General features: G+C 44.3%; 22 protein-coding genes, 1 riboswitch and 1 other annotated feature (1 of these 24 only partly in view). Of the genes, 21 read left to right on the top strand and 1 reads right to left on the bottom strand.

Annotated features, from left to right (window positions below; all coding sequences use genetic code 11):
- Nucleotides 1-37: 37 nt before the first annotated feature.
- From DWW60_RS13410 to DWW60_RS09320, 5 genes are all read left to right on the top strand, one after another.
- Nucleotides 38-175: a hypothetical protein gene (locus tag DWW60_RS13410; protein WP_158565899.1), complete on the top strand. Its 138-nt coding sequence runs from the start codon at nucleotides 38-40 to the stop codon at nucleotides 173-175.
- A gap of 132 nt (nucleotides 176-307) precedes the next feature.
- A complete protein-coding gene (locus DWW60_RS09305) occupies nucleotides 308-1243 on the top strand; it encodes a DUF4097 family beta strand repeat-containing protein (RefSeq protein WP_158565901.1) in 936 nt (311 codons plus the stop codon).
- 26 nt (nucleotides 1244-1269) lie between these two features.
- Nucleotides 1270-1800 carry a GNAT family N-acetyltransferase gene (locus DWW60_RS09310; RefSeq protein WP_117875167.1) on the top strand — a complete coding sequence of 177 codons (531 nt, stop codon included), beginning with the start codon at nucleotides 1270-1272 and terminating at the stop codon, nucleotides 1798-1800.
- Nucleotides 1801-2089: 289 nt separating this feature from the next.
- Nucleotides 2090-2626, top strand: a complete 537-nt coding sequence (locus DWW60_RS09315) for a TIGR01440 family protein (protein ID WP_117550523.1) — start codon at nucleotides 2090-2092, stop codon at nucleotides 2624-2626.
- A 28-nt stretch (nucleotides 2627-2654) separates the two neighbouring features.
- A complete protein-coding gene (locus DWW60_RS09320; protein ID WP_158564600.1) occupies nucleotides 2655-3401 on the top strand; it encodes an HAD family hydrolase in 747 nt (248 codons plus the stop codon).
- Nucleotides 3402-3479: 78 nt separating this feature from the next.
- Here DWW60_RS09320 and panD read toward each other — a convergent pair whose 3' ends face one another.
- On the bottom strand, nucleotides 3480-3866 hold the full coding sequence (gene panD, locus DWW60_RS09325; RefSeq protein WP_015534201.1) for an aspartate 1-decarboxylase: 387 nt from the start codon (nucleotides 3864-3866) through the stop codon (nucleotides 3480-3482).
- A 163-nt stretch (nucleotides 3867-4029) separates the two neighbouring features.
- On the opposite strand from panD, the gene DWW60_RS09330 reads away from it, so the two are divergent.
- The 16 genes from DWW60_RS09330 to DWW60_RS09405 form a co-directional block, all read left to right on the top strand.
- The gene (locus DWW60_RS09330; protein WP_022216758.1) at nucleotides 4030-5778 is read left to right on the top strand and encodes an alpha/beta hydrolase fold domain-containing protein; all 1749 of its coding nucleotides are present in this window, start codon (nucleotides 4030-4032) and stop codon (nucleotides 5776-5778) included.
- Between the two features lie 55 nt (nucleotides 5779-5833).
- Nucleotides 5834-6799: a glycoside hydrolase family 25 protein gene (locus DWW60_RS09335; protein ID WP_022216759.1), complete on the top strand. Its 966-nt coding sequence runs from the start codon at nucleotides 5834-5836 to the stop codon at nucleotides 6797-6799.
- Nucleotides 6800-6881: 82 nt separating this feature from the next.
- On the top strand, nucleotides 6882-7415 hold the full coding sequence (locus DWW60_RS09340) for an N-acetylmuramoyl-L-alanine amidase family protein (protein WP_117875171.1): 534 nt from the start codon (nucleotides 6882-6884) through the stop codon (nucleotides 7413-7415).
- Nucleotides 7416-7499: 84 nt separating this feature from the next.
- Nucleotides 7500-7637 (top strand) — a sequence feature (ribosomal protein L10 leader region).
- A gap of 36 nt (nucleotides 7638-7673) precedes the next feature.
- Nucleotides 7674-8162 carry a 50S ribosomal protein L10 gene (gene rplJ / locus DWW60_RS09345; protein WP_015534197.1) on the top strand — a complete coding sequence of 163 codons (489 nt, stop codon included), beginning with the start codon at nucleotides 7674-7676 and terminating at the stop codon, nucleotides 8160-8162.
- Between the two features lie 166 nt (nucleotides 8163-8328).
- On the top strand, nucleotides 8329-8697 hold the full coding sequence (gene rplL / locus DWW60_RS09350; RefSeq protein WP_015534196.1) for a 50S ribosomal protein L7/L12: 369 nt from the start codon (nucleotides 8329-8331) through the stop codon (nucleotides 8695-8697).
- Between the two features lie 287 nt (nucleotides 8698-8984).
- Nucleotides 8985-12887: a DNA-directed RNA polymerase subunit beta gene (gene rpoB / locus DWW60_RS09355; protein WP_022216760.1), complete on the top strand. Its 3903-nt coding sequence runs from the start codon at nucleotides 8985-8987 to the stop codon at nucleotides 12885-12887.
- Between the two features lie 17 nt (nucleotides 12888-12904).
- The gene (rpoC, locus tag DWW60_RS09360) at nucleotides 12905-16627 is read left to right on the top strand and encodes a DNA-directed RNA polymerase subunit beta' (RefSeq protein WP_015534192.1); all 3723 of its coding nucleotides are present in this window, start codon (nucleotides 12905-12907) and stop codon (nucleotides 16625-16627) included.
- Between the two features lie 179 nt (nucleotides 16628-16806).
- Nucleotides 16807-17349, top strand: a complete 543-nt coding sequence (locus DWW60_RS09365) for a hypothetical protein (protein ID WP_015534191.1) — start codon at nucleotides 16807-16809, stop codon at nucleotides 17347-17349.
- A 93-nt stretch (nucleotides 17350-17442) separates the two neighbouring features.
- Nucleotides 17443-17862 (top strand): 30S ribosomal protein S12, encoded by a 420-nt coding sequence (rpsL, locus tag DWW60_RS09370; protein WP_004850608.1) that lies wholly within the window; start codon nucleotides 17443-17445, stop codon nucleotides 17860-17862.
- Nucleotides 17863-18028: 166 nt separating this feature from the next.
- Nucleotides 18029-18499: a 30S ribosomal protein S7 gene (gene rpsG / locus DWW60_RS09375; RefSeq protein ID WP_004850607.1), complete on the top strand. Its 471-nt coding sequence runs from the start codon at nucleotides 18029-18031 to the stop codon at nucleotides 18497-18499.
- Between the two features lie 92 nt (nucleotides 18500-18591).
- Complete coding sequence (fusA, locus tag DWW60_RS09380; protein WP_071849530.1) at nucleotides 18592-20709, top strand: elongation factor G; 2118 nt, start codon at nucleotides 18592-18594, stop codon at nucleotides 20707-20709.
- A gap of 202 nt (nucleotides 20710-20911) precedes the next feature.
- On the top strand, nucleotides 20912-22099 hold the full coding sequence (tuf, locus tag DWW60_RS09385) for an elongation factor Tu (protein WP_055147771.1): 1188 nt from the start codon (nucleotides 20912-20914) through the stop codon (nucleotides 22097-22099).
- 266 nt (nucleotides 22100-22365) lie between these two features.
- The gene (locus tag DWW60_RS09390) at nucleotides 22366-22935 is read left to right on the top strand and encodes a helix-turn-helix domain-containing protein (protein ID WP_117875173.1); all 570 of its coding nucleotides are present in this window, start codon (nucleotides 22366-22368) and stop codon (nucleotides 22933-22935) included.
- 161 nt (nucleotides 22936-23096) lie between these two features.
- Nucleotides 23097-23194, top strand: a riboswitch (purine riboswitch).
- Between the two features lie 77 nt (nucleotides 23195-23271).
- Nucleotides 23272-24645, top strand: a complete 1374-nt coding sequence (locus DWW60_RS09395; RefSeq protein WP_117875175.1) for an NAD(P)/FAD-dependent oxidoreductase — start codon at nucleotides 23272-23274, stop codon at nucleotides 24643-24645.
- Nucleotides 24646-24912: 267 nt separating this feature from the next.
- Nucleotides 24913-25212, top strand: coding sequence for a MurR/RpiR family transcriptional regulator (locus DWW60_RS09400; RefSeq protein ID WP_255415669.1), 300 nt, complete (start codon nucleotides 24913-24915; stop codon nucleotides 25210-25212).
- On the top strand, nucleotides 25209-25502 hold the 5' portion of the coding sequence (locus DWW60_RS09405; protein ID WP_117875179.1) for a Gfo/Idh/MocA family protein. 678 nt of this gene lie beyond the right edge of the window; the window shows 294 of its 972 coding nt (coding positions 1-294); the start codon lies at nucleotides 25209-25211; its stop codon lies beyond the right edge, outside the window. Before DWW60_RS09400 ends, DWW60_RS09405 begins: the two co-directional genes overlap by 4 nt.

Raw genomic sequence — 25502 nt, forward strand, 5'->3', positions numbered from 1 at the left:
ATAAAATGAGCGGCTTATGAGAAGGATGAAACGATTTATGGCATTTGCACTGTCGGCGGCTATGATGCTGACCACGGTGAATATGCCGGAAGTGACCGCCTGGGCACAGGATACCGGCAAGGTGACATATTATTCAACATGGAGTGCTGCAAAAAATACTGTGGTTAAGAAATAATGAACCACATGGCACTGGATATATAGAATTATAGAGTTACAACACGCGGATGTATTGCAGGATTTGCAATACATCCGTTTTGTATATATAATGGGGTGGATGTAAAACATATTTGTATTGAGGTAAATGCATTTGAAAGTTGCAAAATGGATCATGCGGGCCATAGTTGTTCTGGTGGTCGGAGTCATGCTGACTGCGGTGATCATATCCGCCGGGCTTGGAAGACAGGCGCGTATGACGATGAAAGAAGAAAAAAAGGCAAAAGCGAAAAGTTCTTACACAGAAAAAGAGATGACCATAACTGAGAAGTTCCGGAACATTAACATACAGGTGGCAGACGACATGGATGTGAAACTGGTGGAATCCGACGATGACAAATGTCACATCACATATTTTGATTCGCCCGACGTCATACATTCCGTGACGGTGCAGGATGATGCGCTGGTCATGACCTGTGCCGACAACAGGACATTTGGCTCAGACATGGGTTTTGGAGACGATCCTTATGTCGTGGTGAGTATACCGGAGGGAGAGTATGGAGATATATCCATGACCTCGAAGACGGGAACTCTGGTGTCCAGTGTGCAGATATCCTGTGGGACATTTGAAGTAACTGAGGTGAATGGCGGAGCGTATCTGTCCAATATAACCGCAGAAAATGTAAATGTCGTCACAGATTCCGGTGAGGTCACCATGGCTTCTGTGGATGCGGATAGTGTGAAGGTGAATGGCAGCAGCGGCGACTTTTCGATAATGAACGTCCACGGCGACAATGTCATAATATCTGCGGGCAAGGGTTTGCTTGAGGGGTATAATATAAAGGCGGCAAAGGTTGGACAGTTCATGACATCTTCAGGAGATATAAATGTAGATGCGTGCGATGGACATATGCTCTGGTTTGCGACGGAGAGTGGTAACGTGGATATATCATTCTTGTCGGAGAAACGTTTCCTTGTGAACAGCAAGAGCGGAGAGGTGGACATACCTGAGTCCCATATGGAAAATGAAAACAAGTGCATTGTCGATACCACATCGGGAGATGTCCAGATAAAATATGTTGACAGATAGAACGACTGAGTTTAGAAGGTTATAATATGGAATTAAAATTTGTTGATATTGATAATTATAGAAAACAGGTAAAACACCTGTTCGTGACTGCGTTCCCAAGGGAAGAAAGACCTCCTATGTGGATGCTCACCAGAAGATGCAGACAGGGAAAGGCGAGGTTTCGTGCGGTTGTGGACTCGGGCAGGTTTGTCGGACTGACATATGTGATAGGTGATGACAGGGTGAAAACGCTCATGTTCCTTGCGATAGATGAATCGGCAAGAGATGGTGGATACGGCTCTGCAATATTAAAAAAGGTGAGAGCAGAGTATCCGGATCAGAAGCTGTTTCTGAATATCGAGCCCCTTGATGAGAATGCACCGAATTACGACCAGAGGTGCCGGAGAAAGGCGTTCTACGAGCGCAATGGCCTGTCCTGCCTGGATTACCAGGTCAGAGAAGCCGGTGTTACATATGAGATGATGACCTACGGGGAGTACGTGACACGGGACGAATACGAAAAGGTTATGAGAGTCATGTATGGCTCTCTTCTATATAAGATAATAAAGCGCATGTAAATGCAAATGTACAGGAAAGGAGATCTGTGACATGGCAAAGATGGTGAAGATAATAAAAAAGAAAGATGAATACTCAATGGAATATGAAGTGGGCGATGTGCTCAAGGTGGACAGCACATGGTACGGCGGCGTGACTGTGCTCGGCAAGACCGGTGTGCCGGTGTCCATAGATAAGGATGAATATGAGGAGGTTCAGGATATTTCTGAGCCGGAGAAAGCTGAACCTACGAGCATTGAGGAAGGACTCAGACCTGCGGGACAGGGCGTTTCAACAGAAGCCTTTGACCATTTGAAGGAGATCGAAGATGAGGTCCGCGGCGCTGTGAAGGATCTTCTTGCAGTTGCGGGACTTGAACCCGGCGATGCACTAGTGGTCGGCTGCTCATCCAGCGAAGTTGCAAATATGAGGATAGGCTCATTCTCCAGTGAGGAGATCGGCAAATGTATAGCGGGAGCAATACTCGATGAACTCAAAGACACAGGTGTCTACATGGCGGCGCAGTGCTGTGAACATCTGAACAGGGCAATAATAGTTGAGAAGGAATATGCAAAGGCGAACAGGATACCGATAGTCAATGTTGTGCCACAGCTCAAGGCGGGCGGTTCATTTGCCACAGCGGCATACGCAGATATGAAGGAGCCAGTGGCTATCGAGGCCATACAGGCACAGGCAGGCATTGATATAGGAGATACTCTCATAGGCATGCATCTTGCGCCGGTGGCCGTTCCGGTCAGATCTGAGCACAGCATGGTTGGAAGTGCACATGTGGTTATGGCGAGAACCCGTGCAAAATACATTGGCGGTGCGAGAGCCTGCTATCGCTAAAAAATAAAGAATTACCCGGAGGTATGACGTGTACGACAATATTATATTTGACTTATATGGAACATTGATAGACATTCACACTGATGAGGAGGACATCGCTGTGTGGAAACATATGTGTGAGTTCTATGCGCAGCACGGAGTGAAATACAATCCGGCAGGACTCAGATCAAGGTACAAGAGACAGATCAGACGCGCAGAACAGGCCATGGCAAAGAAGAGATTCAAATTCCCTGAGATACAGATACTTGAGGTATTTGAGCAGCTCACGTTGAAAAAAGATCAGACACCGTCCGATTGTGCAGAGCTGACAGTGGCTGCGGCTCAGGAGTTCCGCAAGGCGTCTACAGGATATATAAGACTATATGACGGCGTGACGGATATGCTCGAACAGCTCAAGCAGGCCGGAAAGAAATTATACGTTCTGTCAAATGCACAGAGAGTTTTCACCTTCCCTGAGGTTCAGTCACTTGGCATAGAGGGATATTTTACAGATATATCGCTCTCTTCGGATTTCGGTGCAATGAAGCCGGATGCAGCGTTCTATCAGCAGCTCCTGGACAGAAATCATATCAATCCGAACAGATCCATAATGGTGGGAAATGACGCGGTATGTGATGTGCTGGCGGCGAAGCAGGTCGGACTCCACACCTGTTATGTACACTCCAATATATCCCCGGTGGATGATGCCGACAGAGACATAAAAGCAGACATAATTATGGATGAGGTAAATGTGCCGGAGATGTGCAGACTTATCCTTGAAGATGCCGACAGATAAGACCGGTCATATCCGAATATAAAAAAGAACTATTCGTCTTTAGTTAAAACGAATAGTTCTTTTTATTCTATATAGGATCTAGCTGAAAAGCTCTCCGTGCTTCTCGTAATCGGTAATACGTGAGATGGAGTTGTCATCATTTACAAATACGACCTTAGGCGTGTGCTCCTTTGCCTCCTCAGGTGTCATTGATGCGTAGCACATGAGAATGATGTGATCTCCGACCTGGACCTGACGGGCAGCAGCACCGTTGAGGCACATAACTCCTGATCCCGGCTCTCCGGCTATGGTGTATGTCTCGAAACGATTACCATTTTCTATGTCAACAATCTGTACTAATTCATACTCAAGGATTCCGGCGGCCTTTAAAAGCTCAGAATCTACAGTTATACTGCCGACGTAATTGAGCTCAGCCTGAGTTACAACTGCGCGGTGTATCTTACTCTTTAACATCGTAATATTCATAAGATTTGCCTTTCTATGCTGTATGCATCCTGTTTACCGCAATTATAATATCATAAATTGACAATATTGCAACAGTAAATAAAATCATTTCTTGATTATATTATTGACATGTGCAAAAATAACTGAAAGAGAGTTGTAGACCGGACATTTGGAAAGGTGGACAATGGAGAGTCAGAATTACTTAACTATTGCAATAGAAAAGATGGGGCACGTCATGCTTGATGACAGGCATATGAAAGCCTCTGACATATATAAAACAGCGGTTAAGCTTCACAAAAAAGAGGATTATAATCCGCCTTCTTATAATGAAGATAAGTTTAAGGTCAGATCGGTGTTTGAGAAGGGCGGACTGTGCTTTTATGTGATGCCTAAAGACGGCAGGGCGACGGAGTTCTTCATGTATATACACGGCGGAGGATTTGTGTCGAGGATAACACACAATGAATGGAAGTTTGTGTTCGACACGGTGGAGAGAACCGGCTATGGGGCGGTGGTTCCGATATACCCGCTTGCGCCGGAGCATTCGGTGACAGAGGCACTGGATATGCTTACGGGTGCGTATGACAAGCTGTGTGACTCGGAGGATGTCCAGCGTCTGGTGCTTCTCGGACATTCATCCGGAGGCTGTCTGGCGTTATCGCTTGCCATACAGTTGTGGAAGAAGGGCAGGAGAAGACCGGACAAGCTCATACTGTGCTCCCCGGTTCTTGACACGGAATTTGAGGACACGGAGCTTGAACAGAAGATGAGTGACAAGAGCCGTTTTATGTACAGATATTACTACACGCCGGGGATAAAGCATTTCCTCTCTGCTTACTGGGTGAAGGATGCGGCAGGCAGGACGGATATGACAAGTCCCGTGTATTACGACATAACGGATATATGCGATGAGATGGATATATTCACGACAAATGACGACATGCTCAACTGCTATGCCAGAAGGCTGTATGATAACGCGAGCAGGACGAATATGAAGGTGCATTACTATCAGTATTATGCGGTGACACACGATTATCTCGAGCATCCCCTCATACCGGAGTGCAAGACCATCATGAAGAAGATCGCCGGCTGCATCAAGGGAGATTCGGATTTTGTACCTGCTGACATAGAGAATGACATCTGGTGCAGGGCGATGATGGCGGAGCGTTATCCAAAGTTATATGAGGACAACGAGGCCATAAAGCTCACGGACAAATTAGGCATCGAGCATAAGAAGAGGAATGCCAGATACACATTTTACGACAGGACAGTCATGATGGAGAGGCTGGTCGCTGTGGACGAGAGGGTCCGAAACTTCATAAACAGATATGCGGACGGAATTATCGTCAATGTCGGATGCGAACTGGATACCATGTTTTCCCGTGTGGATAACGGCCGTATAAAGTGGTACAATGTTGATCTCCCGGAGCGCATAGATATAAGAAGAAAATACATGGAGATCCGGGACAGAGAGGTCAACATAGGAAGTTCAATATTTGATTACGAATGGCTTGATGAAGTGCAGAAGCCTCAGAATGTGGCGATCCTGTTTGTTGTATACGATATGATGAGATATTTTGACAAGGACAAGCTGAAGTTGTTCCTGGATGCGATATGGAAGAAGTATCCGGGGGCTGAGGTTGTATTTGATGCCAAGAATTCGGTTGCAAAACACAGATGGAACAGAAGCGTGTTCATGGGTAAAAACAAAGGAACGATGCTGCGGGTGAGCATAGATAATTGCACAAGTCTTATGTATGACTGGAACATCAAGTACAAGATACTCTGTGATGAACCGATACTCAGAGAAGCGGATCTTGAGAGAATGTTCTCACACAGTGAGGCGAGAAGGTTCAGACATGCCATAAAGAAGAAGTATGACAAGGTCATACATTTGCGGCTTGGCACGGAACATTTCCTTGATAATATGTAATCAGTGTATGCGGACTAAGGCGGACTAAGCTAAGAAGGAAGAGACAGGTAGAGATATGGACACACAACAGATAAAGAAATTTACCAGAAACTGGTGCATACTGGTTGGATCGGTATGTCTTATTGCTGGAATTGTTATAGGAATATTTATAGGAAGAGCGGGAGGATTTACCAACTCCAAGGCATCTCCGGGGCTTTCCTATGAATCGGGATATACGCTCGAGGATACGGAGATAACCAGTCTTATATATGACAATTACTGGAACTATATACCGACAGCGTACATCAATGTCGGAGAACTCGGCCCTGATGCGCTGCTGTACAAGATCAGCGACAAGGTGGAGAGAAACAATCTCGATGTTGAGAAGTTCTACACGGGCGACGATGGATATATGCATTACAGCGATGACAATATAAAGGACACACTGGTGGGTGTGGATCTGTCAACATTCCAGTCAGACATAGACTGGGAGACTCTGGCGAAGAACAAAGACATAGATTTTGTTATGCTCAGAGTGGGTTACAGAGGCTACACGCAGGGCGGACTGATGCTGGATTCAAGCTTTGAGGACAGCAAGGCGGCCGTCATCAAATACAAAATACCGACAGGGCTTTACTTCTTCACCCAGGCGATAACATATGACGAGGGTGTAGAGGAAGCGAATTTTGTCCTCAAACAGATAGGCAAGATGAACGTCAAGTATCCTATAGTTATCGACTCGGAGCTTATCGGCGACAGTGAGGCGAGAGGCGACAACGCATCGAATGATGAGAGAACGGATGGCATAGTCGGCTTCTGTGAGACGATAAAGGCGGCAGGCTACACGCCGATGATATATGCCAGCAGGAATATGTTTGCACAGTGCCTTGACATGGACAGACTCGGGGATTACGAGCTGTGGCTTGCACATTATGCAAATGTTCCTAATTTCCCATACAAATATACAGGATGGCAGTACACCGAGTCCGGAACCGTTGACGGTATATCCGGAGACGTGGATCTGGATCTCTGGTTCAAATAATAAACCTTGAATAAACGTGTTATCACAGCCCCGGTTGTTACATATTATAAATGGAATAAACAACCGGGGCTGGATGTTTTATATGGCAACAAAAATTATGATAGATGCCGGGCACGGCGGATATGACAACGGTGCATCGTATGAGGGCAGGCTTGAGAAAAGCGATAACCTGAACTTGGCGCTGGCACTTGGGGATGAACTCACCCGCAGGGGATATGATGTGGTATACACCAGAACGGAGGATGTATACGATTCTCCGGTCCGCAAAGCACAGAAGGGAAATGAGAGCGGAGCAGATTATTTTATATCGCTTCACCGCAACTCTGCACCGGAGGCCAACAAGTACAGCGGAGTGCAGACCCTTGTCTACGATAAAAGCGGAGTGAAATACAATCTTGCACAGGAGATCAACAGCGAGCTTGAAAAGCTGGGCTTTCGAAATATAAATGTTGAGGAGAGGCCGGGGCTGGCGGTGCTGCGCCGGACTGAAATGCCCGCAGTGCTCATAGAAACAGGCTTTATCAACAACGATTACGACAATTACCTGTATGATTACAATTTTGAAGCCATAGCAGACGCAATAGCAAATGCTGTGGATGAGACGATCGGCGCGTGAGTGTGAGCCTGGCAATAAACGGATTTGAGTCAGGTCGGGTAAAAAATAAAAAAATTGTTGACATTGCATTTGCAGTGTGTTACATTAAGCAACGATGAACTGCCGAAGACAGTAGGTGCCCTAGGGCGTAAGATGTTATATCACCTACCGAGGAAAGATATCGTTATTGAATTAACAATCTACTCTCAGGTCTTAGGGCTTTGAGAGTTTTTTTATATCTTGGAATGTGCAGTCATTAGTAAAATAAGGAGGCGCATTATGGCAAAGGTAGAGTTAAAGAAGCCAATAGTAGAAGAGATCAAGGCAAATCTTGAAGGCGCTGCTACTGCAGTAGTTGTAGACTATCGTGGTCTTACAGTTGAGCAGGATACACAGCTCCGTAAGAATTTAAGAGAAGCTGGTGTTGTATACAAGGTATATAAGAACACAATGGTTAACTTCGCTATCGAGGGAACAGAGTTCGAAGGCCTTAAGGGTTGTTTAGAGGGACCAACTGGTCTTGCAATCTGCAAGGATGACGCTACAGCAGCTGCAAGAGTTCTTGCAGACTTCGCAAAGAATGCCCCAGCTCTTGAGCTTAAGGGCGGCGTTGTAGAAGGTACATTCTACGATGCAGAAGGAATCCAGGTTATTGCAAAGATCCCTTCAAGAGACGCGCTTATTTCCAAGTTCCTTGGAAGTATCCAGTCACCTATCGCAAACTTCGCTCGTGTTATCAAGCAGATCGCAGAGCAGAAGGAGGCTTAATATTAAGCCTGATAGAACATCTGATGTATATATCGGCACTGCCGGGATCATATGCTGTCAGATATTCAACTGTCTATATCATGGACAAAGGGTATCCGCATGATACGAGAATGATGTGTGGATGCATTACAAAATAACAAATTATATTATATGGAGGAAAAACATAATGACAACTCAGGAAATTATTGAAGTAATCAAAGGTTTATCAGTATTAGAGTTAAACGACTTAGTTAAGGCTTGTGAAGAGGAGTTCGGCGTATCAGCAGCAGCAGGTGTTGTAGTTGCAGCAGCAGGTGCAGACGGTGCAGCAGCAGCCGAGGAGAAGGATTCATTCAACGTAGAGCTTACAGAGGTTGGTCCTAACAAGGTTAAGGTTATCAAGGTTGTTCGTGAGCTTACAGGCTTAGGTCTTAAGGAAGCTAAGGACGCTGTAGATGGTGCTCCAAAGGTAATCAAGGAGGACGCTACTAAGGAAGAGGCTGAGGAAGCTAAGACAAAGCTCGAGGCTGAGGGCGCTAAGGTTACATTAAAGTAATTTGATCCTTATTTTATTATCAGACTTTATTCGGCCTGGCGGAGATGGATCTCATCCCGCCGGGCCGGTTTTTCTATACATCTTTTCTCAATTAATAAAAAAATCTAAAAAATTTCCAAAATATAGTTGACAAATATTGCATTTGCTGTTAGGATAGTAAACTGTCACTATTATGGCTTCGTGTGCATACACATCATAATATGGTGATAAATGGCTTTAAAACACTTATTTAAACTAAGGTTTGTCTTAAAAAGCATAAAAATAAATTCCAAGGGGTGAATGTGTCGATGGAAAAGAACAGAATTAGTCCTGTCAAGTCTGGAAAAGGCTACAGAATGAGCTACGCTAAGCAGAAGGACGTCCTGGAGATGCCTAACTTCATAGAGGTTCAGAAGAATTCATACAACTGGTTCTTAACTGACGGTCTGAAGGAAGCATTCAGGGATATTTCTCCTATCACTGATTACTCTGGACAGTATAGTCTTGAGTTCGTAGATTTTCAGTTCTGTAAAGATGACTTGAAGTACAGTATCGAGGAATGCAAGGAGAGAGATGCAACATATGCGGCGCCTCTCAGAGTCAAGGTCAGACTCAGAGTCGGAGATGCTAAGGAGATGTCAGATCATGAGATATTCATGGGTGATCTTCCTCTTATGACAGAGACAGGAACATTCGTTATCAATGGTGCAGAGCGAGTTATAGTAAGCCAGTTAGTGCGTTCACCTGGTATTTACTATGATATAACACATGATAAGGTTGGTAAGAAGCTGTATGCATGTACAGTAATTCCTAACAGAGGTGCATGGCTGGAGTATGAGACAGATTCCAACGATGTATTCTATGTTCGTGTGGATAGAACCAGAAAGGTACCTGTGACTGTTCTTATCCGTGCACTTGGTCTTGGAACAGATCAGGAGATCATAGATTTATTTGGCGAGGAGCCAAAGATCATGGAGAGTCTTAACAAGGATCCTGCAAAGTCATATGCAGAGGGCGTGGTAGAGCTTTACAAGAAGATCAGACCAGACGAGCCTTCAGTAGTTGAGAATGCAGAGAGCCTTATTAATGCTATGTTCTTTGATGCGAGAAGATACGATCTTGCAAAGGTTGGACGTTACAAGTTCAACAAGAAGCTTGCTCTCAAGGCTCGTATAGCAGGACATGTCCTTGCTGAGGATGCTATCGATCCTAGCACAGGAGAGGTTATCGCTGAAGCTGGAACAACAGTATCAGAGGAGCTTGCAGACACAATTCAGGATGCAGCAGTTCCTTATGTTATGATCCAGACAGAGGAGAGAAACGTTAAGGTTCTTTCTAATATGATGGTCAACATTGCCAACTATGTGGATTTTGATCCTGCTGAGCTTGGCATTGTGGAGAGAGTATATTATCCGGTTCTCGAGGGACTCCTCGAGGAGTATGGCGATGATACAGAGAAGCTCAAGGCTGCCATAGAGAGAGACATGTCAGACCTCGTACCAAAGCATATTACAAAGGAAGACATATTTGCTTCCATAAATTACAACATTCACCTCGAGTATGGCATTGGTAATGACGATGATATCGACCATCTGGGCAACAGACGTATCAGAGCGGTTGGAGAGCTTCTTCAGAACCAGTATAGAATCGGTCTTTCAAGACTTGAGAGAGTTGTAAGAGAGAGAATGACAACACAGGATGCTGAGTCTATCACACCTCAGTCCCTTATCAATATCAAGCCTGTAACGGCTGCTGTTAAGGAGTTCTTCGGAAGTTCACAGTTGTCACAGTTTATGGATCAGAATAACCCTCTGTCAGAGCTGACTCATAAGAGAAGACTTTCAGCCCTTGGCCCTGGTGGACTTTCACGAGACAGAGCCGGATTCGAGGTCCGAGATGTACACTATACACACTACGGTAGAATGTGTCCTATCGAGACCCCTGAGGGTCCTAACATCGGACTTATCAACTCACTGGCTACATATGCGCGTATCAACGAGTATGGTTTCGTTGAGGCTCCATATAGAAAGCTTGATAAGACAGATCCTTCTAACCCTGTTGTTACAGATGAGGTTGTTTACCTTACAGCAGACGAGGAGGACAGATACAGAGTAGTACAGGCTAATGAGCCTATAGATGAGAATGGACACTTTGTCAAGAACAATGTATCAGGAAGATTCAGAGCTGATACAACCGAGTTCCCTAAGTCAAAGGTTGATCTCATGGATGTATCACCTAAGATGGTATTCTCAGTTGCTACATCGATGATCCCATTCCTTCAGAACGATGATGCTAACCGTGCCCTCATGGGATCAAACATGCAGCGTCAGGCGGTTCCTCTTATGATGACAGAGTCAGCAGTGGTTGGAACAGGTATGGAGGCAAAGGCTGCTGTAGATTCAGGTGTCTGCGTCGTTGCCAAGAGAGACGGTGTTGTAGAATATTCAAACAGCACAGAGGTCTGTGTAAGAGCAGATGAGGATGGAACAAAGGATGTATATCACATCATCAAGTTTGCACGAAGCAACCAGGGTAACTGTATGAACCAGAGACCTATCGTGTTCAAGGGTGACCACGTAAAGGCTGGAGAGGTTATCGCAGATGGCCCTTCAACATCTGGCGGAGAGATCGCACTTGGTAAGAACCCACTGATCGGTTTCATGACATGGGAAGGTTACAACTACGAGGATGCGGTTCTTCTCAGCGAGAGACTTGTACAGGATGATGTATACACATCAATTCATATAGAGAAATACGAGTGTGAGGCTCGTGATACCAAGCTTGGTAAGGAGGAGATCACAAGAGATCTTGCAGGTCTGTCAAATGATGTCCTCAAGGATCTTGATGAGAATGGTATCATCAGAATCGGCGCAGAGGTTCGTGCCGGTGATATCCTCGTTGGAAAGGTTACTCCAAAGGGAGAGACTGAGCTGACAGCAGAGGAGAGACTTCTTCGTGCCATCTTCGGTGAGAAGGCAAGAGAGGTAAGAGATACATCACTGAAGGTTCCACACGGAGCATTCGGTATTGTTATAGATGCAAAGGTATTTACACGTGCTGATGGAGACGATCTTCCGGCAGGCGTAGACAAGAAGGTCAGAGTATATATAGCACAGAAGAGAAAGATCCAGGTCGGAGATAAGATGGCTGGTCGTCATGGTAACAAGGGTGTAGTTTCACGAGTGCTCCCTGTTGAGGATATGCCATTCCTTCCAAACGGACGTCCTCTTGATATCGTGCTTAACCCACTGGGCGTTCCTTCACGAATGAACATCGGACAGGTCCTCGAGATCCATCTCGGACTTGCTTCACAGGTCCTTGGATTCAAGGTATCCACTCCTGTATTCAATGGTGCTACAGAGTTTGACATCATGGATACACTGGAGATGGCCAATGACTATGCAAATGGTACATGGGAAGACTTCGAGGCTAAGTACAAGGATACAGTAAAGCCTGAGGTTATGGATTACCTCTACACGAACAGAGACCACAGAGCAGAGTGGAAGGGCGTGCCTATCAACAGAACAGGTAAGGTTCAGCTCCGTGATGGTAGAACAGGTGAGAACTTTGATGCCCCTGTAACTATCGGTTACATGCATTACCTCAAGCTGCACCATCTGGTTGATGATAAGATCCATGCTCGTTCAACCGGTCCGTACTCACTGGTAACACAGCAGCCACTGGGTGGTAAAGCTCAGTTTGGTGGACAGCGTTTCGGAGAGATGGAGGTTTGGGCTCTTGAGGCTTATGGTGCTTCATACACACTGCAGGAGATTCTGACGGTTAAGTCTGATGATGTTGTAGGACGTGTTAAGACATATGAGGCTATTATCAAGGGCGACAATATACCAGCACCTGGTGTGCCTGAGTCATTCAAGGTACTTCTCAAGGAGTTCCAGGCTCTCGGACTTGATGTAAGAGTCGTAAGAGAGGAAGAGGACGAGGAAGGCAACAAGAAGATGGTTGAAGTTGATCTCAGCGAGACCATGGAAGCTTATGATTACAACACAAGTATCAAGAGACTTCTCAGCGACAGATCATCAGACAGAGACGATGATATGGATGAGAGCGATGCACCTGAGGTGTTCAGAGGCGATGACGCAGATGAGCTTCAGGCAAGCGGATTCTCAGAGGTTGATGAGAACGGCGATATAAGTGATATGGAAGACCTCGGCGATTCAGATTATATGGATAATAATGAGGAAGAATAAGAAAGGAGCTTTGTAAGATGCCAGAATACAATGTAGACAATGCAGAACAGGAAAAGTCATTGAACTTTGACGCAATAAAAATCGGACTTGCATCTCCTGAAAAGATAAGAGAATGGTCACATGGTGAGGTAAAGCGCCCTGAGACTATCAACTATAGAACACTTAAGCCTGAGAAGGACGGTCTGTTCTGTGAGAGAATATTTGGACCACAGAAGGACTGGGAGTGTAATTGTGGTAAGTACAAGAAGATCAGATTCAAGGGAATCGTGTGTGATAAGTGTGGAGTTGAGGTAACAAAGTCCAACGTTCGTAGAGAGCGTATGGGACATATTGAGCTCGCTGCTCCTGTATCACATATATGGTACTTCAAGGGAATCCCTAGCCGTATGGGACTGATCCTTGATATATCACCAAGAGTGCTTGAGAAGGTACTGTACTTCTCATCATATATAGTAACAGATCCAAAGGATACTCCGCTTGCTTACAAGCAGATCCTCAACGAGCAGGAGTTCAGAGAGGCAGAGAAGGAGTATGGTTACGGTTCATTCGTTGCAGAGATGGGCGCAGAGGCTATACAGAAGCTTCTCAAGGCAATAGACCTTGATGCCGAGAGCGCAGAGCTTAAGAAAGAGCTTGAGACATGTAGCGGCCAGAAGCGTACAAGGATCATCAAGAGACTTGAGGTAATGGAGGCATTCAGAACATCAGAGAACAGACCTGAGTGGATGATCATGAATGTAATACCTGTTATCCCACCAGATATCAGACCTATGGTACAGCTTGAAGGTGGAAGATTTGCAACATCAGACCTCAACGATCTGTACAGAAGAATCATCAACAGAAATAATCGTCTCCGCAGACTCCTTGATCTCGGTGCTCCTGAGATCATCGTGAGAAATGAGAAGAGAATGCTTCAGGAGGCAGTTGATGCACTTATAGATAACGGTAGACGTGGACGTGCGGTAACAGGCCCTGGTAACAGAGCACTGAAGTCACTTTCAGAGATGCTGAAAGGTAAGCAGGGACGTTTCCGTCAGAATCTTCTTGGTAAGCGAGTTGACTACTCAGGACGTTCAGTTATCGTAGTTGGACCAGAGCTTAAGATTTACCAGTGCGGTCTCCCTAAGGAGATGGCTATCGAGCTGTTCAAGCCATTTGTTATGAAGGAGCTTACAGCTACAGGTAAGGCAAACAATATCAAGCAGGCAAAGAAGATGGTAGAGAAGCTTGAGCCACAGGTTTGGGACATTCTTGAGGATGTCATCAAGGAGCATCCGGTTATGCTTAACCGTGCCCCTACACTTCACAGACTTGGAATCCAGGCATTTGAGCCAGTGCTTGTAGGTGGTAAGGCTATAAAGCTTCACCCACTCGTATGTACAGCCTTCAATGCCGATTTCGATGGAGACCAGATGGCTGTCCATCTTCCACTTACAGTAGAGGCACAGGCTGAGTGTAGATTCCTTCTGCTTTCACCTAACAACCTGCTGAAGCCATCAGATGGTGCGCCTGTTGCCGTTCCTTCACAGGATATGGTACTTGGTATCTACTATCTGACAATGGAAAAGGAAGGCGAGATCGGAGAGGGAAGATATTTTAAGTCCAAGAATGAGGCAATACTTGCATATGAGAATGGTGGAATTACACTTCACACCAAGATCCATGTAAGAAGAACCGGTGAGTTCGAGGGCGAGGAAGTTACAGGTGTTATCGATACAACACTTGGAAAGCTCCTCTTCAATGAGATCATTCCACAGGATCTCGGATATGTAGACAGAACTGTTCGTGAGAACGCTCTGAAGCTTGAGATAGATTTCCATGTAGGAAAGAAGCAGCTCAAGCCAATCCTTGACAAGTGTATCAATACACACGGTGCAACAAAGACTGCAGAGGTTCTTGATGATGTCAAGGCAATAGGATATAAGTATTCAACAAGAAGTGCTATATCAGTATCTATTTCAGATATGAAGGTGCCTGATGAGAAGAAGGATATCCTTGAGGATGCACAGAAGCTCGTTGACCAAATCACCAAGAAGTTCAGACGTGGTCTTGTATCAGACGAGGAGAGATATCAGGCAGTAGTTAAGATCTGGGAGAAGGCAGATAAGCATCTGCAGGATCTCCTGTTCGCAGGTCTTGATAAATATAACAATATATTCATGATGGCTGATTCTGGAGCCCGTGGTTCTAATCAGCAGATTAAGCAGCTTGCAGGTATGCGAGGACTGATGGCAGATACAACAGGTAAGACCATTGAGCTCCCAATCAAGTCTAACTTCCGAGAGGGACTTGACGTTCTGGAGTATTTCATTTCGGCGCATGGTGCTCGTAAGGGTCTGTCAGATACAGCTCTCCGTACAGCCGATTCAGGATACCTGACAAGACGACTTGTAGATGTATCACAGGATCTTATAATCAGAGAGCCTGATTGTAGTATAGGAAGAGATTCAATTCCGGGTATGGTCATTGAGGCCTTCAGAGAGGGCAAGGAAATGATCGAGGAGTTTCAGGAGAGAATCACAGGACGTTACCTTGCAGAGTCTGTATATGATGCAGAGGGCAACATGCTTGTCAAGATAAATCATATGGTAACTCCTAAGAGAGCTGAGCTCATTGTTAAGAAGGGTGTCGATGCCAACGGCGTTCCATTCACCGTTAAGGATGACGATGGAAACGAAGTTGTAAGATCAGATGCAAAGCTTAAGATCAGAACAGTCCTCACATGTAAGTCACACCTCGGTGTGTGTGCAAAGTGCTACGGTGCGAACATGGCAACAGGAATGCCTGTACAGGTTGGTGAGTCAGTTGGAATTATCGCTGCACAGTCAATCGGTGAGCCTGGTACACAGCTTACAATGAGAACATTCCATACAGGTGGTGTTGCCGGTGGCGATATCACACAGGGTCTTCCAAGAGTTGAGGAGCTTTTCGAGGCCAGAAAGCCAAAGGGACTTGCAATCATTGCAGAGTTTGGCGGAAAGGTACAGCTCCGTGACAACAAGAAGAAGAGAGAGGTTGTCATAACAAACGATGAGACAGGTGAGTCAAAGGCATATCTTATTCCTTATGGTTCACGTATCAGAGTTCTTGATGATCAGGTACTTGAGGCTGGTGATGAGCTTACAGAGGGATCAGTTAATCCACATGATATCCTTAAGATAAAGGGTGTTCGTGCAGTTCAGGATTACATGCTCCGTGAGGTTCAGAAGGTTTACAGACTTCAGGGTGTTGATATCAATGATAAGCACATTGAGATCATCGTAAGACAGATGCTTAAGAAGATCATAATTGATGAGCCGGGAGATTCAGATTATCTTCCAGGAACACAGGCAGATCTGCTTGAGTTTGAAGATACAAATGAGAAGCTTATCGCAGAGGGCAAGGAGCCTGCAACTGGAACACAGATAATGCTTGGTATAACAAAGGCATCACTTGCAACTGATTCATTTATGTCGGCTGCATCATTCCAGGAGACAACAAAGGTTCTTACAGATGCTGCGATCAAGAGTAAGGTTGATCCACTTATCGGACTTAAGGAAAACGTTATCATCGGAAAGCTTATACCTGCTGGTACAGGAATGAAGAGATATCGTTCAGTAAAGCTTGACACTGATATGGAAGAGCTTAACTTCTTTGATGAAGATGAGGATACAGATGATTACGAAGAGTTAGAGAATGTAAATTCAGAGGAGATCGTATTTGAGACCCTCGATACAGCCGGAGATGCTGACGAAGAGTAATCACTCATTTGCTTGGATGTATATAAAAAAGTAGTGGCTGCGTAGCTGCTCGACATGAAGGATATAAGGGGAATCCGGGATATGTCAATTTCTCATAAAGGTATTCAGATATACCTGTGAGAAATAGAATATGCCGGATTTCTTTTTGGAAATATTTAGTAAGAAAGAAATGGAATAATATGGCTGCTGTAAAGAAAATCAATAAAGAAGGTATATTAGAAGCGGCGTATAACCTTGCCAGAAGAGAAGGAATTGCCGCAATAACAGCAAGAAAACTGGCAAAAGAGATTTCCTGTTCGACACAACCAATATATGAGAATTTTGTTGATATGGGAGCTGTTATAGAGATTACAACAGAGCGTATAAATGAGGTTTACGGTTCCCTGAAGACAAGTCTGTGTAAGAAAGAGAATGCGGATTATGTCAGCCAGACCACTATTGTCTGTGAGTTTGCAGACAGTGAGAGGGTATTGTTCAGACAGCTCGTTGCAGACAATGACTCGGGACATGGACTGTTTAAGGATACCAGGACAGAGAAGATGTTAGTTGAGACACTTCACTGTGATGAGATTGTTGCAGATCAGATAAATGAGGAAATGCACAAATATATAATGGGACAGGCGTTTCTTGTAAATGAAGGTTATACAGAATTTGATCAAGCCAGACTGGCAATGGAAACAGAGAGAGTCTTTGAGTTCGTTAAGAAAATATTTGTCAAATAAATGCTTGACAGAGAAAATACTCGACTATATAATGATAAAGCATGCGTAAAAACATGCTTTATCATTTTTAATTTATATACAGGAGGTGAAAACATGCCAACATTTAACCAGTTAGTTAGAAAAGGAAGACAGACAGTAGAGAAGAAGTCAACTGCACCAGCTCTTCAGAGAAGTTTCAACTCACTCAAGAAGAAGCCAGTAGAGACAAGCTCACCACAGAAGAGAGGAGTTTGTACAGCAGTTAAGACAGCTACTCCTAAGAAGCCTAACTCAGCTCTTAGAAAGATCGCCAGAGTACGTCTTTCAAACGGAATCGAAGTAACAAGTTATATCCCAGGTGAGGGTCATAACCTTCAGGAGCATAGCGTTGTACTTATCCGTGGTGGAAGAGTAAAGGACTTACCTGGTACAAGATACCATATCATCAGAGGTACTCTTGATACAGCAGGTGTAGCAAAGAGACGTCAGGCTCGTTCAAAGTATGGTGCAAAGCGTCCTAAGGATGCAAAATAAAACATGCTAGAACACAATTCTAATTTGTGCTGGTAAGGTCATGTTTTTATATAGATAATAATTCAGATAGAAACAATTAAGACAGATAACAGCACGAACACATTCCATAATTATAGAGAGAATGTGAGTACCGAAGATTTAATAAATAATTAAGGAGGGAAGAACCGTGCCACGTAAAGGACATATCGCAAAGAGAGACGTATTAGCGGATCCAATTTACAACAATAAGGTCGTTACAAAGCTTATCAACAACATTATGTTAGATGGTAAGAAGGGTGTAGCACAGAAGATCGTCTACGGTGCATTTGATCGTATCGCAGAAGAGACTGGTAAGCCTGCATTAGAGGTATTCGAAGAGGCTATGAACAACATCATGCCACTCCTCGAGGTTAAGGCTAGACGTATCGGTGGTGCAACATATCAGGTACCTATCGATGTAAGACCTGACAGAAGACAGGCTCTCGGACTTCGTTGGTTAACAGCTTTCTCACGTGCAAGAAGTGAGAAGACTATGGAAGAGAGACTTGCGAAGGAGATCATGGATGCAGCTAACAACACAGGTGCATCTGTAAAGAGAAAAGAAGACATGCACAAGATGGCAGAGGCAAACAAGGCATTCGCTCACTACAGATTCTAATTATCTGTGTGAGAATGCATTTGCATGCATGCTTATGTGTATATGGGACACAATAGATGTGTTACGAAAATTAGCAAAAGGAGGACAATCCGTTGGCTGGAAGAGAATATCCATTGGACAGAACAAGAAACATTGGTATTATGGCTCATATCGATGCAGGTAAGACAACTCTTACAGAGCGTATCTTATACTATACTGGTGTTAACTATAAGATTGGTGATACTCATGACGGTACAGCTACCATGGACTGGATGGAGCAGGAGCAGGAGAGAGGTATAACAATTACTTCAGCTGCTACAACATGTCACTGGACACTTGAGGATCATCACAAACCAAAGGCTGGCGCGTTAGAGCACAGAATCAACATCATCGATACTCCGGGACACGTTGACTTCACTGTTGAGGTTGAGCGTTCACTTCGTGTACTTGACGGAGCTGTAGGTGTATTTGATGCTAAGGCTGGTGTAGAGCCTCAGTCAGAGAACGTATGGCGTCAGGCTGACACATACAATGTACCTCGTATGGCATTCATCAACAAGATGGATAAAATGGGTGCAGACTTTTTCTACTCAGTTCAGACAATCATTGATCGTCTGGGCAAGAATGCAATTCCAGTACAGATCCCTATCGGAAAAGAGTCAGATTTCATCGGTCTGATCGATCTGTTCGAGATGGAAGCATACTACTACAAAGATGATAAGGGCGAGGACATCGAGATCACAACTATCCCTGATGACCTTAAGGAGCTTGCAGACAAGTGGCATGAGAACCTTGTCGAGAAGATCTGCGAGTTAGATGACGACTTAATGATGATGTACCTTGAGGGCGAGGAGCCATCAATCGATGAGATGAAGAAGGTTCTTCGTAGAGCAACTATCGCATGTGAGGCAGTTCCTGTATTCCTTGGTTCAGCTTACAAGAACAAGGGTGTTCAGAAGATGCTTGACGGTGTTATCGAGTACATGCCGGCACCAACAGATATCCCTGATATCACAGGTGTTGATCCAGACGGTAACGAGGTTGTTCGTCATTCATCAGATGATGAGCCATTCTCAGCTCTTGCATTCAAAATCATGACAGATCCATTCGTTGGAAAGCTTGCATTCTTCAGAGTTTACTCAGGTACACTGAACTCAGGTTCATATGTACTGAATGCAACAAAGGATAAGAAGGAGCGTGTAGGACGTATCGTACAGATGCATGCCAACGCTCGTAAAGAGATTGATAAGGTTTACTCAGGAGATATCGCAGCTGCTGTAGGTTTCAAGCTTACAACTACAGGTGACACAATCTGTGATGAGCAGCATCCAGTTATCCTTGAGTCAATGGAATTCCCAGAGCCAGTTATCGAGCTTGCTATCGAGCCTAAGACCAAGAATGATCAGGGTAAGATGGGTGAGGCACTCGCAAAGCTTGCTGAGGAGGATCCTACATTCAAGGCTCATACAGACAAAGAGACAGGACAGACAATTATTGCCGGAATGGGTGAGCTTCACCTTGAGGTTATCGTTGATCGTCTTCTCCGTGAGTTCAAGGTTGAGGCAAACGTTGGTGCACCTCAGGTTGCTTACAAGGAGACATTCACAAAGCCAGTTGATATCGACAGCAAGTATGCTAAGCAGTCAGGTGGTCGTGGACAGTACGGTCATTGTAAGGTTAAGTTCGAGCCTATGGATCCTAACGGTGAGGAGACATTCAAGTTCGAGTCAACAGTTGTCGGTGGTGCTATTCCTAAGGAGTACATCCCAGCAGTTGGAGAGGGTATCGAAGAGGCAGCTAAGGCTGGTATCCTTGGCGGCTACCCAGTACTTGGTGTTTATGCTAACGTATACGATGGATCATACCATGAGGTCGATTCATCAGAGATGGCATTCCACATCGCTGGTTCTATGGCATTCAAGGAGGCTATGGCTAAGGCTGACCCAGTTCTTCTTGAGCCTATCATGAAGGTTGAGGTTACAATGCCTGAGGAGTACCTCGGTGATGTAATCGGAAGCTTAAATGCTAAGAGAGGCCAGATCGAGGGTATGGATGATATCGGCGGTGGTAAGATCGTCAGAGCATTCGTTCCACTTGCAGAGATGTTCGGATACTCAACAGAGCTTCGTTCATCAACACAGGGTCGTGGTAACTACTCAATGTTCTTTGAGAAGTACGCTCAGTGTCCAAAGAGCATTCAGGAGAAGGTTATCGCAGAGCATTCTAAGTAAGATATTTGACGAAAGACATTTTCCTGGTCTTTCAGGTCATATAAATAAAAAATTATATATGCTGGCAGGTTAAAGATTACATATCGTTAGCCTGCTGGTATAAAGAGATAAAAAATGGTTGAAAATTTCTAGTATTTTCTATATAATGATTTTTAGCCGAGTAACCCGCGTGGGGTATAATTTTTAAGGAGGATTTTATATCATGGCAAAGGAAAAGTTTAATAGAAGTAAGCCACATTGTAACATCGGTACAATCGGACACGTAGATCACGGTAAGACTACTCTTACAGCTGCTATCACAAAGGTTCTTTCAGAGAGAGTTGCTGGTAACACAGCTACAGATTTCGAGAACATTGATAAGGCTCCAGAGGAGAGAGAAAGAGGTATCACTATCTCTACAGCTCACGTTGAGTACGAGACAGAGAAGAGACATTACGCACACGTTGACTGTCCAGGACATGCTGATTACGTTAAGAACATGATCACTGGTGCAGCTCAGATGGATGGTGCTATCCTTGTTGTTGCTGCTACTGATGGTGTTATGGCTCAGACAAAGGAGCATATCCTTCTTTCACGTCAGGTTGGTGTTCCTTACATCGTTGTATTCCTTAACAAGTGTGATATGGTAGACGATGAGGAGCTTATCGAGCTCGTTGAGATGGAAGTTACAGAGCAGCTTGAGGAGTACGGATTCAATGATTGTCCTATCGTTAAGGGTTCAGCTCTTAAGGCTCTTGAGGATCCAATGGGACCTTGGGGAGACAAGATCATGGAGCTTATGGATACAATTGATTCATATATTCCAGATCCACAGAGAGATACAGATAAGCCATTCATCATGCCTGTAGAGGACGTATTCACAATCACAGGTCGTGGTACAGTTGCTACTGGTAGAGTAGAGGCTGGTGTAATTCACCTCAATGATGAAGTTGAGATCGTTGGTATCAAGCCAGAGATCCAGAAGACAACAGTAACAGGTATCGAGATGTTCAGAAAGCTCCTTGACGAAGGTCAGGCTGGTGATAACATCGGTGCCCTTCTTCGTGGTATCAAGAGAGAGGATATCGTAAGAGGACAGGTTCTTTGTAAGCCAGGTTCAATTACATGTCATACAAAGTTCACAGCACAGGTTTACGTTCTGACAAAGGACGAGGGTGGTCGTCATACACCATTCTTCAACAACTATCGTCCACAGTTCTACTTCAGAACAACAGACGTTACAGGTGTATGTAACCTTCCAGCTGGTACAGAGATGTGCATGCCTGGTGATAACGTAGAGATGACAATCGAGCTCATCCACCCAATCGCTATGAGCCAGGGTCTTACATTCGCTATCCGTGAGGGTGGTAGAACTGTAGGTTCAGGAAGAGTTGCATCTATCATCGAGTAATCTTTGATAAACCGCATAAATAAAGGATTTTCAGACCTTCGAGGGTTCGCCCTCGGAGGTCTTTTTTTCTGCTTGAAAATGGGTTTTGACCTCATATTTAGCTGAAAATAGCCAATTCCCGCATCATGTCCTGTAAAAAACACCCGAAAAACACTATTCTGTCAATGAATGTGTCAAGTTTTTAGCAAAAGCTTGACATGTAGCATCAGCCCTTGCCGAAGGCAACTTAAAATGGGCTGATGTTCAATAGAAAGGAGGCAACAGATATGGATCAGAAAAAGTTCGGTTCATTCCTAAGAGAACTGAGAAAGGAAAAACAGCTTACCCAGGAACAGCTTGCTGAGCGGTTTGGAGTAACAAGCCGCAGTGTGTCAAGGTGGGAGACAGGCAGCAATATGCCGGATCTCAGTATCCTGGTGGAACTGGCAGATTTCTATGATGTTGATATCAGGGATATCATTGATGGAGAAAGGAAGGGTGAGGACATGAATAAGGAAGAGAAAGAGAGATTGCAGCTTGTAGCGGATTATGCAGAAACTGAGAAGAATACATTGTTGATGAGGTTGCGTATATTTAGCATAGTGGGGTTGATTTCACTGATTGCAGGATTGACGATGATGGTGATCAGCAGAGATAACAATCTTCCGGTCTATGATTATTTGATGGGGACGCTTATGGGAGTTGCTATAGGTGCGTTGCTGGTTGCGGTGTTCTATTCAACCGGAGTTTTAGAAAACATGAGGAAGCGAAAAAGAACACTTATGAAAGTGCTTTTGGTAATAAGCATATTAATCCTGCTTGGAACATTCATCGCGGCAATCATAGCATCGTTATGATATATATAATGAGCATTGCGACGGGGCGCTTGCGCAAACTAAATGTAATATGCTATAATTTTTAAGGATGCAATGTGGACGATCAGTTTGTGGCATCCACATGAGCACAGATATTTTGCGTGAGATATAGTAAATATGAATAGTGCAATCATTTTTTATGACGAAAGAATTACAATTATATATGTATAAGCCCATAATATGGTTGGGCGTATCTACCAGCTACCAATAATAGTTGACTACAACAATGAATGCCGTGGTCAACTATATTTTTATGCAAAAATATCTGAGACGTTATAGGTTTATAAAAATTATAAAATTAAATTGGAGGGCGAGTGCATGAAGTATGACGTGATAATTATTGGAGCAGGACCAGGAGGAATATTTTCTGCATATGAGCTGACAAAGCAGGCTCCGGATCTCAAGGTTGCAGTGTTTGAGGCTGGACATGAGCTTAAGAGAAGAAAATGTCCGATAGACGGCACAAAGATCAAGAGCTGCGTGGGATGTGATAGCTGTTCGATCATGAGCGGATTTGGCGGTGCAGGTGCATTTTCCGATGGAAAGTACAATATTACAAATGACTTTGGCGGAAGTCTGTATGAGTACATCGGCAAGAACGAGGCCATAGACCTCATGAAGTATGTGGATGATATCAATATGGAGTACGGCGGAGAGGGTACGAAGCTTTATTCCACTGCCGGCACAAGATTCAAGACAGTGTGTCTGCAGAACAGGCTTCATCTGCTTGATGCTTCGGTCAGACATCTTGGCACGGACATCAACTATATAGTTCTAGAGAATCTGTATGCATATCTTCAGGACAAGGTGGATTTCTATTTTGACACTCCTATACAAACGGTGGAAAAGATGGACGATGGAACATATAGTGTATGCTGCAAGAAGGGTACATTTGCTTGTAACAAATGTATCATATCCGTTGGAAGAAGCGGAAGTAAATGGATGGAGACAGTGTGCAAGGATCTTAATGTGCCCACAAAATCTAACAGAGTAGATATAGGAGTCAGAGTAGAGCTCCCTGCAGCTATATTTGCACATTTGACGGATGAGCTCTATGAGAGCAAGATAGTATACAGAACGGAGAAGTATGGAGACAAGGTGCGAACTTTCTGCATGAACCCAAGGGGTGCCGTGGTTACTGAGAATACTAATGGAATCATAACGGTAAATGGCCACAGTTATGAGGATCCTGCAAAACAGACGGATAATACAAACTTTGCGCTCCTTGTGGCAAAGCATTTCTCAGAGCCGTTCAAGGACTCCAACGGATACGGCGAGAGCATAGCGAGACTCAGCAACATGCTGGGCGGAGGAGTAATAGTGCAGAGATTTGGCGACCTCATAAGGGGACAGCGCTCCACCCAGAGCAGGATAGAGGAAGCGTTCATCACACCTACGCTCAATGCCACACCGGGAGATCTGAGCCTTGTCCTTCCAAAGAGAATTCTGGATGGAATAATCGAGATGATCTACGCTCTTGATAAGATAGCCCCAGGAACGGCAAATGAAGATACACTGTTGTATGGAGTTGAGGTCAAATTCTACAACATGGAGGTTGAAGTAGATGATAAGCTTGAGACAAGATACAAGGGGCTGTATATCATAGGAGATGGCAGCGGAATAACACACTCCCTTTCACACGCATCTGCAAGCGGTGTATACGTAGCAAGAAATATTGCACATGGCGAATAAAACGAATAGATATTTATATAGAAGAAAGTCATTCAAAACAGAGTATCGTGATAGGGGTTCCAGATACTCTGTTTTTATTTGATAAATGAGTTTCAAGTGAAAATACATTTGTTTGACTGGATGGGAGAAGAATGGTAGAGTTGTAAATGGCATGAAAATAGATTTAAAGTCTGCAACAAATATGAAAACAAATTTAACTAAGAAAACTATTAGTGGCATTGTATAGAAGACACTATATGATGGATTATTTTCGAAAGAAGAAAGAAAATAGGCGATTATATCGTTAGGAATCCCAAGAAGGTTGTGGATATGACAGTTGGGGAGCTGGCAAAGGAGTGCGGTGTCAGCGAGGCCTCGGTGTCGAGATTCTGCAAACGAATAGAGCTGAAGGGATTTCACCATCTCAAGATATCGCTGGCGAGAGAACTCGTGGATGCCAAGGATGACGGAGAGATATCTGGACATATATCTGTGGATGATATGGAAGGTTCTCTGAGAGGAATACTGTCGAATAAAAGTGTATATACAATCCAAATACATAATTATATACGGAGGAAACAGACATGAAAGATATCAAATGGGCAGTTCTCGGAACAGGAGTTATCGCAAATGAGATGGCAGTGGCACTCAAAAAGAATGGCAGGAACATTTATGCGGTTGGTAACAGGACGTATGACAAAGCGGTGGCATTTGCTGAGAAGTATGGCATAGGTAAGGTTTATTCAGACTACAATGAGATGTTCACGGATCCGGAAGTGGACGTGATATATATAACGACTCCACACAATACACACATACAGTTTATGAGAAGAGCGATAGAGAATGGAAAACATATACTTGTGGAAAAATCTATAACA

The sequence above is a fragment of the Coprococcus sp. AF16-22 genome, from assembly GCF_003461545.1.
GTDB classification, from domain to species: domain Bacteria; phylum Bacillota; class Clostridia; order Lachnospirales; family Lachnospiraceae; genus Coprococcus; species Coprococcus aceti.

Bases quoted from the DNA above. Each gene is read 5' to 3' on its own strand.
- rplJ (WP_015534197.1), top strand. From the start codon at position 7,674: ATGGCAAAGGTAGAGTTAAAGAAGCCAATAGTAGAAGAGATCAAGGCA.
- DWW60_RS13410 (WP_158565899.1), top strand. From the start codon at position 38: ATGGCATTTGCACTGTCGGCGGCTATGATGCTGACCACGGTGAATATG.
- tuf (WP_055147771.1), top strand. From the start codon at position 20,912: ATGGCAAAGGAAAAGTTTAATAGAAGTAAGCCACATTGTAACATCGGT.
- rplL (WP_015534196.1), top strand. From the start codon at position 8,329: ATGACAACTCAGGAAATTATTGAAGTAATCAAAGGTTTATCAGTATTA.
- DWW60_RS09395 (WP_117875175.1), top strand. From the start codon at position 23,272: ATGAAGTATGACGTGATAATTATTGGAGCAGGACCAGGAGGAATATTT.
- DWW60_RS09390 (WP_117875173.1), top strand. From the start codon at position 22,366: ATGGATCAGAAAAAGTTCGGTTCATTCCTAAGAGAACTGAGAAAGGAA.
- panD (WP_015534201.1), bottom strand. From the start codon at position 3,866: ATGAATATTACGATGTTAAAGAGTAAGATACACCGCGCAGTTGTAACT.
- DWW60_RS09310 (WP_117875167.1), top strand. From the start codon at position 1,270: ATGGAATTAAAATTTGTTGATATTGATAATTATAGAAAACAGGTAAAA.
- DWW60_RS09330 (WP_022216758.1), top strand. From the start codon at position 4,030: ATGGAGAGTCAGAATTACTTAACTATTGCAATAGAAAAGATGGGGCAC.
- rpoB (WP_022216760.1), top strand. From the start codon at position 8,985: ATGGAAAAGAACAGAATTAGTCCTGTCAAGTCTGGAAAAGGCTACAGA.
- DWW60_RS09335 (WP_022216759.1), top strand. From the start codon at position 5,834: ATGGACACACAACAGATAAAGAAATTTACCAGAAACTGGTGCATACTG.
- DWW60_RS09365 (WP_015534191.1), top strand. From the start codon at position 16,807: ATGGCTGCTGTAAAGAAAATCAATAAAGAAGGTATATTAGAAGCGGCG.
- rpoC (WP_015534192.1), top strand. From the start codon at position 12,905: ATGCCAGAATACAATGTAGACAATGCAGAACAGGAAAAGTCATTGAAC.
- DWW60_RS09340 (WP_117875171.1), top strand. From the start codon at position 6,882: ATGGCAACAAAAATTATGATAGATGCCGGGCACGGCGGATATGACAAC.
- rpsL (WP_004850608.1), top strand. From the start codon at position 17,443: ATGCCAACATTTAACCAGTTAGTTAGAAAAGGAAGACAGACAGTAGAG.